Origin of the sequence: Constantimarinum furrinae (assembly GCF_014295415.1) — a bacterium.
Taxonomy (GTDB): domain Bacteria; phylum Bacteroidota; class Bacteroidia; order Flavobacteriales; family Flavobacteriaceae; genus Constantimarinum; species Constantimarinum furrinae.
The window spans coordinates 468,401-486,454 of record NZ_CP052909.1 but is presented as its reverse complement, the minus strand read 5'-3'; the positions used below and the strand labels follow the sequence as shown (position 1 = coordinate 486,454).

The window sequence follows — 18,054 nt, the reverse complement described above, 5'->3', positions numbered from 1 at the left end:
ATAACTTGCGGTTTTTGAATCCAAAGGGGAATATTAGTCCGACCTGTCTTCAAACGATATCGAAAAAAATAAATGAATTTCTCGGTCCCGTATCCGCTCTTATAAATAGGCTGAATTAAGATGTGTATATACAACAGGTCGGAGGTGTTAAATTTTTTTTTTTGACAGATTTCAAAGTTTCAAATAGATGCTGTATATACATAGAGTGTATTAGTTGAAGCATGCTTATGTTAGATACACCAGAAGTGGATAAATACCTGGTTTTCAGGTGTATATGTTTGCCAGGCTAAAATAATACGCTATATTTGATGTATAAATAAGGAATCATGAAAGTAAAGTACGTGCGCATTTCATCACTCGAACAAAATACGGCTAGACAGGTGAAGAATGAATCCGAATTCGATAAGGTGTTTGTAGACAAGATAAGCGGTGCCGTTTCGTTTTTCGAAAGACCTCAAGGTAAAAAATTGGTTGACGGCGTTAACATAGGGATAATCACTGAGGTTCATGTGTTATCAATTGACCGTATTGGAAGGAACATACTGGACATCCTTACCGTCTGTGAATTCCTGACCGAAAGGAACGTCAACCTTTATGTGGAGAACATCGGTATGTATTCAATGGTTGATGGAACGCAGAACCCAATCTTTAAGATGATTGTATCGGTCCTGGGTAATGTGAGCGAGATGGAGCGGAACAATATGCTCGAACGACAGCGTCAAGGCATTGAGATAGCCAAAGCCAAAGGAGTCTATAAAGGTCGCTTGTACGGTTCTCGCATGACAACTGAAGAGTTTCTAAAGAAGTATAAGAAAGTCACCATTGAGCTTAAGAACGGTGAATCCTTGAGACGTGCAGCGGCATTGGGTGGCGTAAGTCTAGGTGTTGCTCAACGGGTGAAGAAAGCATTAAATGAACAATTGCTGTAAAAGGATTATAATGACAACACAAACCTACAAGGGAGCTATTTGGTTGAAATCAGGAGGACATTATGTTTCGGTGTCGTGTGAAGCGACTTCACCATCGGCTGCTAAGCGAATTATCGAGTCCATGTATGATGTGAAGAGTTGGCAGCGGCACATGGCTTCGAATTAGATTTTCAGTTGTAAGGATGGATGAGGCTCACAAGGACGATGGTTAAATATACGGTAACGGTCAGAGATAGAAAATTTGTTCCAAGTCAAGTTTGGTGGTACCAACGGCACCCTTTGTTTGGAACCGTTCGCTGTAACTTTTACTGGTAATATCGGTACCACTGGTTCTTAGCTTCTAGCGAAAGCTATTAATGGCTCGAAGTTGTTTACGTCAGCTTCTTTCAAGGCTTGGATATAGTTTGAACGAGTTTCCGAAGCTTCAACTAGATTACTATTGCCCCAACTAAATCGAGGTTGTCCAAGAATTCTTTCTATCAATATATCCGCCATTAGCCGTGAATGTCTGCCATTTCCATTTGGGAAGCAATGGATGCTAACTAACCTGTGCTTAAAGCGTATTGCTATCTCATCAGGCGGGAACGTTCCTTCTTCAATCCATAACTTAGTATCATCAAGCAAGGTTCTCAAGGCTATGCCGATTTGAATCCATTTAACCCCAATGTTCTTTTCGGATTGACGAAATTTTCCCGCCCACTTCCACACATCACCATACATTCTCTTATGAAGTAGTTTTATAAAGTTTTCGGATAAAACTTGATTAACCTTGAACTTTTTGGTGACTACCCATTCAAGAGCGTTTTGGATGTTTAACTGTTCATGTTCATTTAATTCTTTGTGCGAGGTAACGGTGGGGATTTTAAGACCTTCCTTTTCCTCTTCCTCTAAAGTCGTCTGACCGTCTTGATACTCTAAATCTAGTCCCATATCGATTTACGGACTTCATTTTTTATTTCAGCAGCAAGTTCCTCTACTGCTTCTTTCAATCTTTCATCTTCAATCGCTTGATTCTCAAGTGCCATATTGTGACTTGTTCTCATTACTATTTCTCTCGCTAAATTTCTGGATTTAGCCTCGACCAAGTCTTCGAACGTACCTTTGATAGGGACGAAACCATACACAAACTTAAGTTCTAAAGCCATAGCAAATTCTTGAAGATACTTGAGCGTTATTGTTCCATTCGCTTCTCGTTCTTCAAGATTTTTTACTCCAGTTCGCCCCATTCCGAGTTTACTCCCCAGCTGTTCGAGGGTAATGTTTAAGGAGTTGCGAATTACTCTTATCCATCCACCACTAGGAATTTCGACACGTTCCGTGTCCATAAATGGTTCGATTTTTCTGTCTAACTGTTTTAAAGCTAGTAACTTCTTGTTTCTCATAAGTCATACTGATTTATGCATATTGTTCACGTATATGCTAACAAATATTATAAAAAATTCACATATATGTGAACAAAAATATAAAAATGTTAGTATATACGCTAACAAAAAATAGAAAATGTTCACTTATATGTGAACATATGTCATTCGTTCTCCTGCCATTTCGTCCGAAATCACACTATACGTACAAACTTCTTGCGGTAAACGAACCTCTGGCGTGCTTTTTGACTCCTAGCATGACATTATTAATTCTAAAAACTAAAAAAATGAAAGCAAGCACCCAATATACAGACTTTACAGGGTATGCAGCAGCCGACATATCTGATTATTTAGGAAGTGGAGGTGGTGATGATTTAGCAAGGATGGCAAAATTCTTCAAGCTGGATACGACACGATTTAAAATTGTTGGTATTTCTATCTATGGTACCGAAGACCCCCACGTATCACTATACTGCGTTGATAAAAAACAAAGCACAGATGAGAAGGAGCATATCGTCAGCATGTCAGTACATATCGAGGAGAAGAACATTCTGCCAGTTTTGTTCAAGCGACTACACATAGTTCTGCATGACAAGTATGATAAGAAGTATCCTGAAATAGATTATGATGAGGAAGTACGCTTCTCGGATTTTCACGAAACAGAGGACGATGATTAGTGTGTTGAATTTGAGTTCGCAGCCTGCACAATTTCAAACTCACTAACCGACAGAAAATCGTTCAAGAATCGGTTCGATAATTCGACCCTCCCCGCTACAAAGAAAACCTCTTGGGAAACCAAGAGGTTTTTTTATGCCATGAGCACTGGAAGCTTGCTTCAAAGTGTGAAGGGCATAAAAAACCCGGAAAAGTGCGGAGCATTTTTTGGTTTTCTTTGAGCTGCTCCCCATATTCTGGACGATTTTCTGGTTTTTTTGTGGAAAAAATTGCATTCCTGCGAAGCAGGAAAACCCCTCTTCGTCCAGTATAGGTGAACAAAAGCTCCGACCTCCCCGACTGTCAAGGCGGGGATCCAGGAGCGTAGTGACGCGGAGTTTTGGAGCCGGTTTCAAAACGCGACAGCGATTTTGAAAATACCTTCGAAGAGGTCTCTTTTTTTGATTCTTTTTTGGAGAAGCAAAAAAGAATGTAAAGGAATAAAAGATTCCATGTTCATTTTCTTTGCATACCCAAAGAAATCGTAGATTCACGAGCACCTATTTATCAAACATTAGGGTGCGAGCTAAAACGAACCAAAAGAAAGGGCACCTTTTGTTAGGAATCTTTAAACGCGGCAACAGCGTTAAGATTATGATGTCATACTTAGGGAATAGGATATTGAGATAGAGGAATAACTACGATTAATTTCACTTTCTTGGATGTGTTTTTTAAGATACAGGTAGTTCCAAAATCTCAAGTATTTTTTCACCTATATTTTGATCTAGACCTAAATTGTTTTCATCTATAATAGAAACAGATCCCATTTTGCATTGATGTTTTATTTCAAGAAAGGAATACTCTGCTGTGTCTGAACCGCTAAGCCGAATATAATCATCGGTTAAGAAGAATTCATACATTCCTTTCTTAATATCACCCGGATAAAGGAGCAAGACTTTTTTTGCTTTCCAGAAGCGACCATATGTATACAATTGTCGCAAGTCTTCATTCTTGGCAGTACTCTTACCGGGTACTTTCCATTTAGTATCTATAATATAAACGTCTGAAGCATCATGTATATTCTGGATCACAATATCCGGTTTGAGATAATTTGAGTTAATAAATGGTTTGGTATTTTGTCCAAACACTTGATAAATGGAATCTGAAAGTTTCTTTTTTAATTGAATTAAGACATAATCTTCCCATAGCCTGTTCATATCGAATAATAAAGCCAACAATTGTTCGGATCCGGATGTAACATTTGGGGCATAATTTAGAATTATAATTCTGGCAATTTCAATGGCAGTCCTATATGGTGCGTTTTTCCGATTGAACTTAATTTTTTGAAATGTTTGTGCAGAACAAGTGAGGTACGAAGTTTCAGGAAAATCTAATTGCACCGTTTTACATTTGGAATACAAGTAATCTCCCTTGGATAAATTCTCGATTATCGATAATGCCCGGTTTAGTATTTGATGTATAAGATGATCTTTATCATAAATCTGATGCGACGTGTAAAAACGTTCTTTATGGATTAAATTTTGTTGTATATGTCCCGCAAACTCCAGTTTGCCCTTCAATGCTTTTACGTTTTCGGTATTTAAATAATACTTTTTAATTAGACCTTTTCGAATTAAATCCTGAATTTCATTTAAATACCACTCGAAATAAATATCGAGCAAATGAATATTTTGCTTTGAGATTTTAGCTTCACCAACATTTTGAACTTTCAACTTTTTTGTTGCTTTTAGCATATCGATTAATACCTTCTGCCATAGACCTTCTTTACCGCCTGTATTGTCCACTTTCGGAAGAATTTCGATGACTAAGTCATCAACTTGTATTACCCCGACATACTCCGAAAATTTAATTGCTTTATGCAACAGTGTGAAGTATCTATTGTCGTGATACTGATTTAGTTTTGCCAGGGCATCGAAATGTCTATTTTCGAACCTAATATCATTATACCGATGGCCAATTTTCAATACTTTATGTTCAAAAACCTGTATTTTATTGGTCCTGCTCATCCTGATTTAATAATATGCGAACTGCTTTCTCAATATCAGTAATTTGAGTTCTGAGTTGATATTTTGTTTCCGATTCCGGGGTATCAATCTCTTTAAAAGTCGCAAAATTTATTTTTAGTTTATTCGGCGTAACAAATCCCTCGCCCAGGATCAAGGCTATTTTTTCATAATCGTGATAGAAATATTCCTGTAACAGAGGAATTATGTTATTGGCGAAAATCGATTTGAGTTTTATAGTATCACCCGAATTCAGACTGATAAAATAAGAATGACCTATGGTATGATCCCGATCCAACAGAACTTCAATTCGTTCGTTAATTGTTCTCAAGACTTCCTCCATGTTAAAACCGTCGAAGACTATTTGATTTAGCAATGACGGATTTGGCATGATTTCTTCAAATACGAATCTTCGTCTAAGCGCTGTATCTAAAGCTTCAACAGAGCGGTCGGCAGTGTTCATAGTGCCAATAATGTGAATATTCCTTGGTACACCAAAGCTTTGTTTGGAGTATGGGAGTATAGCTGTCATTTCATTTTCTTCGCCAATCCGTTTGTCGTTCTCAACCAATGTGATAAGTTCCCCGAAGATGCTTGAAACATTTCCACGGTTTATCTCATCTATAAATATTGCGTATTGATTATCTGGATCTCCCTGAGCTCGCATACAGAGTTTTTTAAAAACACCGTCCTGAATCTCGTAAGTCAATTCAGGACTACCCTCTTCCATCACAGGTTTAATTCCTTCAATAAAATCTTCATATCCAAATGACTGATGAAATGTCACAAATTCATAATTTCTAATTAATTTATCCGGATTGGGCCTAAAATTTTTAGTGCTTGTGAGGATTTCGAACGCCTCCGGAAAGCTTTCCTCAAGAAATTCATGATTAATAGTCCAGGTAGAATTTTTTCTCTTATAGAATAATAAGGGTTCCATTCGGCGCTGAACATTCACGTTTTCACACTCCATGACTGTATGACTCTGTAATTGGCCCCATATTGTCTGGCGAACTGTTTTGGAATTTGACAATTGCGCTTTTTTCTGAATGATTTCATGTGCATATATTTCAGAAACTTTGGGAGTTTTTAAATCCAATACGGCAATAGCGACGACCTGCCACCAAGACAATTCAGAAACTATATTTTCAATGAATTGACTCCGATTCAACGATGTTTCTTTCTTAGTGAATTTATCGAAATATTCACGCTGCAGTTTATAAGTCTTCCCGGTTCCGGGAGGACCATATAAAATTTTATTTAAGTCCATAGTATTATTATTTAATGCATGGGCTGCTTTATCAATTACTACTTGGTCGGATTGAAATTTATTTTTTAGAAATTGGTAATAATTTGTCTTACCCAATATAGCTCTGGGTCTATGTGTACTTTCTCTATCACTATATTTGTAAAATTCGCTGTTAGAGTCAAGATATGCCACCTTTTCAATTTCACCAATGACAGTCATGTAATTTGACTGATTACAAAGAAAAATGTCTAGATCAAAATATGAATTATAAGTATCTAAATATTTGTTTAATGTATCATAATCATTATTGAAATAATTAGACCGAGGATTATCAATTAACCATTTTATGAACTCATCTTTTACGTTTTCCATCTCAGTCCCGACTTTATTATAAAAAAGTAATTCTATATCCCTTTTTCGTGTTATCTCGATAATGGTATCATGCCAATTACCTGCTCCCTTACCACGAGGTGCTTTCCCTCTATATAGTTCTCCTGGTAATTTCTCCAACATCAATGTTTCATCCTCCAAATTGATATCATTCACTTTCCCTAAATAATGCACGATTAAATCATGAGAGCCACCATATCCCTTTATTACAACTAAATCCCCTTTACTTATCTGGACGAACTTAGCTCGCGTAGTTCTAGCAGTAGGACTTGTATCATTTTTATCGAAATCGATTGCTTGCCAAAAGTTTTCATTTTTAAAGCGATCTAATCTCTCGTAGTTAGAGTTGAATCCTAAGGCCCAATAACGAAGATCATATTTTTCTTCATGTAGTGCGGTTACCCAATTCTCGACATTTTCATTCCTAAACATTAAATATTTAATAACGCTATTGGTGGTATTCGCTTTTACATTCCACTGCGTCTGTTTTGAATCTTTAATATAATCGTATTGCAGCTTTATTTGGCTGATATGATGATCAAGTAAATCAGAATCCAGATCGGCCCAAGATGTGATTTCCACCTTAACAAAAGATTGATCTGGATATCCGCCATAATTATATTCAGAAGTAAAATTTAGTCGCGTTTTATTCTTTTCTTTAAAGTCTTTACTTACTAAAAACCCGATCAACGATTTGCCACTTTTTTCATTATAGGTATAAGCCGCACGCATACCAATGATCACGGAAATATCACCTCCTGAATCAATAGCCATTCTCACTTTATACATATCTATATTCAGTTTTTGCAGCATCTCAAATCCAAAATCAATGAAATTCTGAAAATCCCTAGCATTCTTAACCTTTTTGTTATAATGATGTTCAAAAGTGTTTGCTTCAACAACAGAATAGTTTAGCTTTTCTCCAATCTGGAATCCACAGGTTTCGATAAATTGATTCGTCTTCACGCCGCCAGAACGATCATAAAGTGTAGCAGATGGGTATTCTTTTTCAATTATCCTATATGTCCTGCCATATAGAACTTTTGGGGGAATTTCCTTTTCGCCAACTTTAACGAAATACTTCGTACCCTTGGGGTATTCATCGTCTGGATTGAACTCTGTGATAACTCTTTCCATCACATCGCGCCATAGTTTTATTTCCTCTTGTGTCATTGACAAAAAGTATTAATCAAATTCGATTTAACATTGCGGTTATCCTTAATCAATCGATTTTATCCAACCCCCCTTACAAATACCTCAACAAACTCCTTCATCTTGTTTATAATACGCTCACCTATTTCACGTACTTTTAAAACACTAGGTCGGTTGTCAAGACATTTAAAAACATCATCTCGCAGGGGTTCCTGAGTAGTGTAAATATATGCTTCTACCAAACCACTGAACTGCTGTTTGTCTAGATTTTCTTCTTCACAGAGTTTTGCTAATGCCAGTACTTTCTGCTCCTGCCAGTACTTTTCAAATTCGTCCGGTATATCATCCGGATCCACTATATGTGGCAGGTTTTCTTCAATAAACTTTTCTATTAATTCACGCTTACTGCGCAATTCTATTTCGCCGCTCAGTAATTCCTTGATTGCCTTCTTCTGCTTTTCCCGTTCAGATTCGGTACCCTGCTTCATCTTAGCCAGCAGCTTTAAAATATAAGCAACGTTAATCTGATCCCTATGTATCAATTCCACCTCAAAATCGATATCATCAAGAATGGAATCCTTGTGCTTCTGATTGTCATTCTTCACCTTGTCATATAAATCCAGATATTTACTTTTATAATTTTCGAAGGTTTGTTCGTCAATTTCCAAATCGTCCCAATCAAAATCGACGTAAGATTCCAAAACATTCTTCGCTCGCAGTAAACTTCTGAATGCCTGCACAAAGGCCAGTTCATCTTCTTCGCTTAGTAGGTCATCAACATACTGATAATTCGGAGTGATTTTTAGCACACTCGCCAAGGCTTCATCAAATTTTTTAGTGATTACCTCATAGGGCGGTATAAAAATATCTTCAATTGCATCCTTATTAGAAAACAAAGCGATGGCATCATCGGTGGCCTTTTTCAAATTTCTGAAACACAAAATATTTCCCTGCGATTTCTTCTCACCCAGGATTCTGTTGGTTCGTGAGTATGCCTGGATTAAACCGTGATGCTTTAGATTTTTATCTACATAGAGCGTATTCACCTTTTTTGCATCGAAACCGGTAAGCATCATATTGACCACCAATACGATATCCAGACGGTCTTTTTCCTCATTAAAGGATTCCTTTTCACGATCCTTTAAGCGCTTACTGATGTCTTTAAAATAGTTTTCAAATTGCTGGCCATCCTTAGTTGAAAAACTGGTCTGATACATTTTGTTATAATCACTAATATATGAGTCCAGTTTATCTCGCGTATGACTCGAGATATACTTCACTCCCGGTTCTGCGGCTTCCTGAACGGTATCTCCCGGAATATAATCTTGCGCGTCTTCGTCTTCCTCATTTACGCCAAAAGTAAAAATCGTGGCGATACGTAAGTCGTGCTCCCCCGCTTCTTTTTTGCGTTGCAAGATGTCGTAATAGGCAATAAGGGTATCAATATTATTTACTGCAAACAAGGCGGAGTAATCCCTTGAAAAAGTCTTTTGATTGTGATAGGCTAGTATGTAATCCACTATCTTCTCCAGTCTTTTGGGATCTCTGTAAACTTCCGCTTTATCGATATCTTCCACTTCAATATCTACGAAGGTGTTACTCTTTCGTTTGTATTTCCCGATGTACTCGATTCCGAATTTTAAGACATTCTGATCTCTAATGGCGTCGGTGATGACGTATTTATGGAGACATTTACCGAAGAGATCTTTGGTGGTTCGTTTTCCCAAATCATTTTTTGAAGCGTTCTCAGCAAAAATGGGCGTACCCGTAAATCCAAATAACTGTGCCTTCTGAAAATACTCGGTGATGCGTTTATGGGTATCTCCAAACTGTGATCGATGACACTCATCGAAAATAAAAATCACTTTTTTATCCTGAAGATGAGTTAAGTTCTTCTCGTACCGTGCTTTGCTAATGGCATTATTTAGCTTTTGTATCGTGGTAAGCACCAACTTGGTATCATCGGTCAATTGTCTAACCAGGGAGCGCGTGTTATCGGTTACATCTACGCTATCCTTCTTAAAGCTGTTAAACTCGTTCATGGTCTGATAGTCCAAATCCTTTCGGTCCACCACAAAAACTACCTTAAACACATTGGGGAGGTCCATCGCTATCTGACTCGCCTTAAAGGAGGTCAAGGTCTTCCCCGAACCGGTAGTATGCCAGATATAGCCGTTCTCATTTCGTTCCGCCACCTGTCGTACAATATTTTCTACAGCATAGTACTGGTAGGGACGTAACACCATTAAAATTTTATGGGTTTCGTTATGAACAATATAGTTGGATATCATTTTTCCCAGATGATCAGGATTTAGAAAGGCCTCTGCAAAATCCGGGAGTTCCCGAATGTTTTTGTTGTGCTCGTCTGCCCAATAAAAAGTCTGTTTTACAGATTGCCGGCGGTTATTGGCCAAATATTTGGTGTTTACCCCATTGCTTATCACAAATAATTGCACGTATTGAAAGAGACCATGATTGCTCCAAAAGGAATGTTTTTGGTACCGATTAATTTGGTTAAATGCTTCTTTTATCTCAAGTCCGCGGCGCTTTAATTCAATTTGTACCAATGGCAGACCGTTTATTAAGAGAGTGATATCGTAACGGTTTTTGTAGGATCCTTCCTGTGCGATTTGATGGGTTACCTGAAACAAATTCTCATTCCAGCTTTCAGTATTAAAAAAACGCACATAGACCGTATCCCCATTTTGCCGGGTAAAACTAAAGCGATCTTTTAAGGTCTTGGCCTTTTCAAAAACATTGCCTTTGGCCAAATGATTGAGGATGGCATCGAACTCATTTGCTGAATAGGTTGCCTTGTTGAAGGCTTCTAACTGACCTTTAAGATTGTGCAAAAGCGCATCCCTATCCTGCACTTTCACAGGTGCAAAACCCAGGCTCTCGAGTTGCCGGATTAAATTATTCTCTAGTATGGCTTCGGGTTCATGGGCTTTCATCTATCGACTTTTCTTTTCTCGTTACCCTTAAAAAGTGATTCCAAATCATCACTTATTTTAATGCGATTTCGCAAAAAATCTTGCTTTACATAAAATGAAGATTTATCCTCATTTTCATGTTTTGTTACATAAAAATCCAATCTTGAGCGAATTTGTTGTTTCATTTCTTCTTCGATTTTTGTGTTCTTAGAAAAGATTTTTGCAATTCTTTCGGCTCCTCGTTTTATAGATTCTACTTGATTAACCTGGGGCATATAACCTGTATATCTGCTTATTTCATCAACAATAGTATCAACAAGGTATTGCCTTTTGGACTTGTCTTTGCTTACTGCTCGCCTAACTTCATTTAATAATTGTCTTCTTAATAAATTATGCGTCTTAGAAGGTCTAAAAACCACATCCTCTTTTTCATCTAATGGAAAAAGGACATCAATACCTTTAAACCTTTTTCCATTCATTCTTTTATGCATGTGCAAACCATCAATACTAGTAGCACTGCCATCACCGGCTTTGTGAAGATCAAAATCTATTGTCTGTCCATTTATTAACTCCTTCATATTTCATCTAAATTTTCTAAAAGCCTGCACCGTTTGATAGATTCCGTAGGAGACGAAAATTCGTCCCATGAAATCGGCAAGATAAAATGACCATGTCGGTCCTAGCTCATCCATATAAGTATGTTTATGCACTGGAGATATCGAGATAAAATAATATTTCAAAGAATCGGTTAGGGCTTTTAACGACCAGTTGCAAGGATTAAATGTCATATAGTAGTCTGATGTTGCGATTAAAGAAAAGTAAAAAAACAGCCACCCTATACAACCAGTAAAAATTAAACCGCGAAAAAAACTTGTGCCATGTATATTGGAATTATAATTTAACCATAGGATTGCTCTGTTTAATCTGTTAGTCCATGGCTTAATCTTCTGATTGATTTTATCCTTCAGTAAAACATCGTAAGTACTCAATTCTAGACGGCGGTAATACAGAGAAATTATATGGTCCGAATTCTTCTCAAATATGTTTTTAAGAATTCTAAATGTTTCACGTTTATTTTTAATCGGAATATCTCCTTTGTCATGAACTAAAGATTCATACTCCATTTCCTCTAAAGGTCCCATAACAACATCAAAATCTTTCAATTCAAAGTCAAACATCGAAAGGTTACCTTCTAATATCGCAAGGGAAATATCATAACCTTTTTTACAAACAGTACCTCTAAATATTCCTAATTTTGCGAACAGAGTGTAGGTAAATAGCACATTTTCATAAAACGTGGATCCCGAAAAGACAACGGTTTTGTCAAAATCTACTTTGTGAAATATCGTTTTCTTATAAAATTTTGAATGCCAGAAATCCACCAATTCACGAAAAGAGGCATTATCTAATAGAACTTCCGACTTAAATTCACATTCTCGGAATCTGACTTTGCCGATAAACTCTTTGTCATTAGCATTTATATCATGAAAAGTACAATTTAGAAAATAGAAATTAATATGGCTGCTTTTGAAAGTTACAGTTTTTGTAAATCGACAATTAAGAAAAACAAAATCATTACTACTTGCGGCCGGTAATCGATTTTTAACCGTTTGTTTCGCCAAAGGAAGATTAATGTCAAAATCAATATCCAGATGTTCTAATTGCCCAACAAGTTTGTTACCAACTTGCCTTTGAGTATTTAGTTGCAGGACTAATTCCTCTATGGACTTTATTTTTAGTAACTCATCCGTCATAATCTAATAATTTACACAAACATCTGCTGCAACAACCCTTTTTTAAAGGTTTGAGTTAGGGTTATTTGATTATTTACATTTTCTATTTTGGAATCGATACTTGACAAATAGGTAGCGATTTTTTTTTGTTCTTCAAGGCAGGGTATATTTAATTTTAGCTTAAGTAAGTCCTTGGTATAAATTGCAGCTACACTAGTAGTTCCCGTTGCAAATCTTTTCAATCCTTTAATTCCTTCGTATGAATTCAATCTATAATTCATAAAAAAATTGTCATCAAATTTCAAATACATCAAATTTGAATTATAGTACGCAATTGGTAATTCGTTTCTCCAGATAGAGACCTTTCCAACTAATTCTAATGTATTTCTAGTATTGAAAAATAAATCTCCATATCGAATTTTATCTTTTGGATCTATTTCTTCATCAATCGGTATATAATCTAACTTTTTCGTATTCATTGTACCTCGACCAAGATTTCCCATTTTTATCAATGGGTAAATAGTTTCTTCTTCAGTATTTGTATAATTGCCTCCCAATCGGTATTTAATAACAATATCTTTAAAGTACTTCTCCTCCCACTCCGGAAACGCCTTCCCATCCTTATCCTTAAACCGTAGCTCCCGGGAAAACAGTTTTTGCATCACCCCTTTTTTATACTGCTCCAGTAGTTCTTTCTTTGTGGTGAGTTGTTGTATTTTTTGATCGACAGAAGAAAGAAAAGAGGCTATTTTTTGTTGTTCGGGGAGGGAGGGGAGATTAAGTTTTAATTTTGAAACTCTACCGGTAGACAAACTCAATACTTTTGTCCCTTGAGCAATTGTCATTATCTGCCTTCTTAATTTCCATGATTTAAGTAAAAAACTCATATATCCAAGCGATGTACTTTCTTGCGAAGGTCTTGCCAAAAATGTGTGTAGTCCGGCTAATAACCTCTCATTATTTATATCGATGAGTTCGATACACTTTCCTATATCGGCATAATCTTCCGAGGCATCTGCTATAACCAAATCACCAACTTTACAGTATGAATCTTCCTTTATTCTTGCTAAATCAACATCATCATTGATAAATGGAACGTGTTCTTTTACTAAGTAAAAATGGGTTTGAAATTTTGTATGAATATCACCATAATGAATATTTCTAACTTCTCCATGATTATAATTCAATTTATCTCTAGAAAGAGAATTTGTACTATGAAACGTATAATGGTTTCCAAATAAGGATTCCTCAATTATCTCCTCAAATTCATTAAATCGCAATGCCGGAACCTTTATGTTTCGCTCATTACTAACTTCTTTTTCGGTTTCTATATTTGTAGCGGTGGTATTTATCATTTAGTTAATAGTGCTTCTCGATACGATTCCGATACATCGGAATCATGCGAAGTGACATTTTTATTAAAAAGGCGTATCTATGCCCAGTTGGTTACAATAGTCGGCTATGGTAGCGTCGGTTTCTTTTATCTCTTTTTCCAAAGCTTTTAACTCTTTGGAAACCGCTGCCAGATCTACCGGTTCTTCTTCTTCAAAAGTATCCACATAACGCGGGATGTTCAGGTTGTAGTCGTTTTCGGCAATCTCGCTTAATGGTGCCACATAACTAAACTTATCCTCTGTTGTTCGGTTGCGATAGGTACTTATAATCTTCTCAATGTCTTCATCCCGCAGTATGTTCTGGGTTTTTACCTTTTCAAACTGCTGGCTGGCGTCTATAAACAGGACGTCCTTAGTATGCTCCCGCTTTTTCTTCAAAACTAAAATACAGGTAAGTATGCTTGTACCATAAAAGATATTGGCCGGTAACCCAATCACCGCATCCAGATAGTTTTTTTCTTTAATAAGGTATTTACGGATATGTCCTTCGGCAGCTCCTCTAAACAATACGCCGTGTGGCAATACACAGGCCATGGTACCGTTATCCTCCAGCTGGTAAATCATGTGCTGTACAAAGGCGAAGTCGGCTTTACTCTTTGGTGCCAGTTTGCCGTAGGCCGAGAAGCGGTCGTCACTCATAAAAAGCGGGCTCGCACTCCATTTGGCAGAGAAGGGCGGATTGGCAACTATAGCCTCAAAACGCATATCGGCATGCTGCGGATGGGTTAAAGTGTCTTCATTCTTTACGTCGAACCGCTTGTAATGCACATCGTGCATAATCATGTTCATACGGCAGAGGTTGTAGGTAGTTGGGTTCATCTCCTGCCCGTAAAACGCTCCTACTTCCTTTACCTCTCTTGCAACCCGTAAAAGCAAGGAGCCGGAACCGCAGGTGGGATCGTACACGCTTTTAAGTTTTTCCTTGCCGGTGGTGACCAGTTGCGCCAACACTTTAGAAACTTGTTGAGGGGTATAGAACTCCCCGGCTTTCTTGCCGGCACCACTGGCAAACTGTCCGATAAGGTATTCGTATGCATCACCTAGCAGGTCGCTCTCGGTATTTTCAAGGTCGAAATCGATTTCCTCCAGATGCGACAGCACTTTTACGATAAGTTCGTTTTTCTGGTTTTCAGACTTCCCCAGTTTGCTGCTGGTAAGATCCAGATCTTCAAAAAGGTTACCAAAGTCATCTTCGCTTTCGGAACCCATGGTGCTTTGTTCAATATTGGTAAGCACCTTGGCGAGGTCGTCGAGAATGAATTTATTTTTGCCTCCCGCATTGCCGCGGCGAGCCAATTCACTAAAAAGTTCATCCGGATGCAGAAAGTAGCCCAATTTGTCTAAGGCTTCATCACGAATTGCGCTGAGGTATTCACTGCTTTTTGGATGAGCTTGAATGTTTTTGTAGGTAAATCCGTCAGGCTCTAAGATCTTATCCGCATAGAGATTCATCTTGCGGCTAAGATATTTATAGAAGATAAACCCCAGGATATAGTCCCGAAAATCGTCGGCATCCATCTTGCCTCTCAGGGTATTAGCGATGTTCCAGAGTTGGGTTTGTAATTGCTGGGTTTGTTCGGTCATAGGGAAGCTAGGTGTTTTTGTAAATATAGTAGAAACGTAAGGCATTGGCAATACGGGAAACCGCGTAGATGGAACACTTATTTCAAAAATTTTAATTGCACTGCTTTGCCGCTATTCTCCCAATTAGTTTTTTGCATTATTTGTTTTTGTTTTAAATAATCTTGGCGGCTGTAGAACTCGTTGTTTTCAAGTACCGGTGTATTGTACAGACTATTTCCACTTTCCTTTTCTATTTGTCTACGCCGTGTATATTTAAACCATGCCGTTTCTTCTGAAGAAACGGGCTTTTTAAGTCCCTTTGCCACGTCAATAAATAATTTTTGGCGTTCACTTAGTGGTTTCAGTGTTCCATCTTCTAGGGCTGTGAACCAATGACCGTATTTTTCGAGAATCTCAATTTCTTCATTTGAAAAGATGATTCGGTTACAGTCAATTTTAAAAGGACCGCACTTTTTTATGTAATTAAGATGTTGTTTTTTTGATGGGGTTTGAGACATTTCTGTTACTAATATTACAATTGTTTGTTCGGTTTTATTGTTAAACCATTAAATTCTAATAACAATCACAAGTGAAATCCCGAATATACTCATGAAAAGATTCACCCCATGATCCTAACATCCCGTTGTTTTTGAAAGTATTCCATCGCTGTGTTGATATTCCACAAAATATATAAGGTTTACCCTTGAAATCGTAATCACTGCTTTTTATATAAGCAACTACAAACCCCATCCCTTCCAGACGATAATAATTTGCTTTAACCAGCATTGAAGAACCATAACAAGTCGCGGTATTTTTGGAGTCGTAATTTTCTGTTACTATTCTAAATAGTTCTTGACAACTAATTTTCTGAGCAATTACCCCATTTGAAATAGAAATTATAATGACAAATACTAAGATTAGATATATTTTCATGTGTTTATAGTTAATCCTCCCATCCACAAAGTGACCTCCCAATTTTTTTCGCTTCCGATAGAGTAACTTTATAGATATCTGTTGAGCAGTTAGAGAGACCCCGGCAGTTTTTCTTGTAATGATATTTCTTGCTGTATTTTCCCTTGCAGATATAGACATCGGTCAAGGAGCTACTGAACGAAGAAGTGGCCAAAAAGACCATGACCAATAGGCCGATTGTTGGGAGCTTCATGCTGTCTCATATTAACGGGGAAGCTTAAAGGTATAAAATTTTATTAAAAAAAATTACGGAAACCCGTAATCAGCATTGATCTTAGGTGATCACCCTTTCCTTCTGTTTTTCCGCCATTCCCAAGGTGGAATGGCATGTGCATCTGCCCATAGCCCCAGTTGCTCGCGTTTTGCAGTGTCCTGCAGGGATTGGAGGGCTACATCCGAAGAATATTTTAGATAGTGCCATGCCAGACCCGCTTTTAGCAGTTCCTCATTTAAGATCAAGCCATTGTCATAGTATATAATGCCTATGATCCTGCCGTTTCTGTCGGTGCTCTGCTGTTCTACAGTTACCTGTTTACCCGCAATAGCGTCCAATGTAAATTGCTTCGCTCGTTGCGAAAAAGGTTGCTTCCGCTCGGGGCAATCGATGCTTGCCAGGCGAACCCTGACTAATGAGGAATCTGTTGTGAGTAGTTTAAAGGTGTCGCCGTCTGTGATGGAGACGGCTTTGCCCGAAAGGGTTTGAGAGTGACAACCAATAGAAATGAATATAGACAGAAAAAAAATGAATAGGCCAGTAATTCTATATAGAATTATAACGTTTTGTGTCAAAATAAATGGTTTAGGGCTGATTTAATTCCATTTAGATCATTTGATGTTCTAATTATTTGAATATCATTATTTTCAACGCCCATATCTAAAAACCAATTTGTCCATAATCTTTCGAGTATTTTAAACTCGTTAGGGCATTGTTTTAATGGTCGAAGTCTAGTTCTCGGTGTCGATGAGTTTTGTATGCAATCTGGAGTTACCTCCAAAAGAGTGACAGTTGTCTTATTTTTTAATTTATTACCAGAACTAACTATTTTCCATTCACCTAATTTAAATTCTTTTTGCCAATTTGCACTAGATCTTAAAGGGTCTAAAATTGAGCCCTCTATATGTCCAAGCGTATTCCCAACTCTTTCGGGGTTTTCCCCTGCCATATACATATATCCGTCTGTGAAAATAATTATATGGTTATTATAGTTTTCTTTTAGATAATAATCTATACTATAACTAAAAAAATCGTAAATGTTTGAACCAAAATAATTTGGGTTTTGTTTTAATGCGATGTCATAAATTTTATCAAATGTTGTTAGTATTTTTGGAGTTCCCTGCTTAGGAAATTGATTTATAAAGTAATTAAGTCTTGTCTTAAAATCTCTGCTGCCAAAATCAATACTCATAGAACTTGTTAAGGACAAAATATTCTCATCATCCAAATCTGGATAAAAAAGAATGTTGAGTTTATCTTCAGAATAAATATACCCACTCTTATACAGGCCTTCCACTTTTTGTCGAAAATTAGTTACTAGGTGTTTTATCAATTCTTTATCCTTTTGAGGTTGATAAGGATTTTCAATTCTAGATGAAAAATCAAAGAAAATAATATAATTGGACGGAGTTGGAGTTTGTCCGAAGCCACGAATGGTTAAATTAGAAAAAAGTAAAAGAAAAAGAAGTGTTTTTTTCATATTTAT

General features: G+C 37.1%; 16 protein-coding genes. 2 read left to right on the top strand and 14 right to left on the bottom strand.

The window, feature by feature from the left end; genetic code table 11:
* Positions 1–326 precede the first annotated feature (326 nt).
* Positions 327–929, top strand: coding sequence for a recombinase family protein (locus ALE3EI_RS02295; RefSeq protein ID WP_186990432.1), 603 nt, complete (start codon positions 327–329; stop codon positions 927–929).
* 333 nt (positions 930–1,262) lie between these two features.
* Here the strand turns inward: ALE3EI_RS02295 and ALE3EI_RS02290 are convergent, their stop codons facing one another.
* Together ALE3EI_RS02290 and ALE3EI_RS02285 are read right to left on the bottom strand one after the other, a co-directional pair.
* The gene (locus ALE3EI_RS02290; RefSeq protein WP_186990430.1) at positions 1,263–1,859 is read right to left on the bottom strand and encodes a mobile mystery protein B; all 597 of its coding nucleotides are present in this window, start codon (positions 1,857–1,859) and stop codon (positions 1,263–1,265) included.
* A complete protein-coding gene (locus ALE3EI_RS02285) occupies positions 1,850–2,311 on the bottom strand; it encodes a mobile mystery protein A (RefSeq protein ID WP_186990428.1) in 462 nt (153 codons plus the stop codon). Before ALE3EI_RS02285 ends, ALE3EI_RS02290 begins: the two co-directional genes overlap by 10 nt.
* Before the next feature lie 266 nt (positions 2,312–2,577).
* Between ALE3EI_RS02285 and ALE3EI_RS02280 the strand changes: the two genes are divergently transcribed.
* Positions 2,578–2,967 (top strand): hypothetical protein, encoded by a 390-nt coding sequence (locus tag ALE3EI_RS02280; RefSeq protein ID WP_186990426.1) that lies wholly within the window; start codon positions 2,578–2,580, stop codon positions 2,965–2,967.
* Positions 2,968–3,675: 708 nt separating this feature from the next.
* On the opposite strand, the gene ALE3EI_RS02275 is transcribed toward ALE3EI_RS02280, so the two are convergent.
* The 12 genes from ALE3EI_RS02275 to ALE3EI_RS02220 form a co-directional block, all read right to left on the bottom strand.
* Complete coding sequence (locus ALE3EI_RS02275; protein ID WP_186990424.1) at positions 3,676–4,971, bottom strand: McrC family protein; 1,296 nt, start codon at positions 4,969–4,971, stop codon at positions 3,676–3,678.
* Positions 4,955–7,780 (bottom strand): McrB family protein, encoded by a 2,826-nt coding sequence (locus tag ALE3EI_RS13655; protein WP_222614545.1) that lies wholly within the window; start codon positions 7,778–7,780, stop codon positions 4,955–4,957. The genes ALE3EI_RS02275 and ALE3EI_RS13655 overlap by 17 nt, the downstream gene beginning before the upstream one ends.
* 59 nt (positions 7,781–7,839) lie before the next feature.
* On the bottom strand, positions 7,840–10,713 hold the full coding sequence (locus ALE3EI_RS02265; RefSeq protein ID WP_186990422.1) for a type I restriction endonuclease subunit R: 2,874 nt from the start codon (positions 10,711–10,713) through the stop codon (positions 7,840–7,842).
* Positions 10,710–11,270, bottom strand: coding sequence for a hypothetical protein (locus ALE3EI_RS02260; protein ID WP_186990420.1), 561 nt, complete (start codon positions 11,268–11,270; stop codon positions 10,710–10,712). The genes ALE3EI_RS02265 and ALE3EI_RS02260 overlap by 4 nt, the downstream gene beginning before the upstream one ends.
* A 3-nt stretch (positions 11,271–11,273) precedes the next feature.
* On the bottom strand, positions 11,274–12,446 hold the full coding sequence (locus tag ALE3EI_RS02255) for a pentapeptide repeat-containing protein (protein ID WP_186990418.1): 1,173 nt from the start codon (positions 12,444–12,446) through the stop codon (positions 11,274–11,276).
* 11 nt (positions 12,447–12,457) lie between these two features.
* Positions 12,458–13,780, bottom strand: coding sequence for a restriction endonuclease subunit S (locus ALE3EI_RS02250; RefSeq protein ID WP_186990416.1), 1,323 nt, complete (start codon positions 13,778–13,780; stop codon positions 12,458–12,460).
* 63 nt (positions 13,781–13,843) lie between these two features.
* Entirely contained in the window at positions 13,844–15,403 is a 1,560-nt protein-coding gene (locus ALE3EI_RS02245; RefSeq protein ID WP_186990414.1) for a type I restriction-modification system subunit M, read from the bottom strand.
* A gap of 77 nt (positions 15,404–15,480) precedes the next feature.
* A complete protein-coding gene (maoP, locus tag ALE3EI_RS02240; RefSeq protein ID WP_186990412.1) occupies positions 15,481–15,900 on the bottom strand; it encodes a DUF413 domain-containing protein in 420 nt (139 codons plus the stop codon).
* Between the two features lie 55 nt (positions 15,901–15,955).
* Complete coding sequence (locus ALE3EI_RS02235; RefSeq protein ID WP_186990409.1) at positions 15,956–16,315, bottom strand: hypothetical protein; 360 nt, start codon at positions 16,313–16,315, stop codon at positions 15,956–15,958.
* 10 nt (positions 16,316–16,325) lie between these two features.
* Entirely contained in the window at positions 16,326–16,547 is a 222-nt protein-coding gene (locus ALE3EI_RS02230; protein WP_186990407.1) for a hypothetical protein, read from the bottom strand.
* Between the two features lie 89 nt (positions 16,548–16,636).
* On the bottom strand, positions 16,637–17,143 hold the full coding sequence (locus ALE3EI_RS02225; protein WP_233279988.1) for a thermonuclease family protein: 507 nt from the start codon (positions 17,141–17,143) through the stop codon (positions 16,637–16,639).
* Positions 17,140–18,048, bottom strand: coding sequence for a hypothetical protein (locus tag ALE3EI_RS02220; protein ID WP_186990405.1), 909 nt, complete (start codon positions 18,046–18,048; stop codon positions 17,140–17,142). The genes ALE3EI_RS02225 and ALE3EI_RS02220 overlap by 4 nt, the downstream gene beginning before the upstream one ends.
* Positions 18,049–18,054 lie beyond the last annotated feature (6 nt).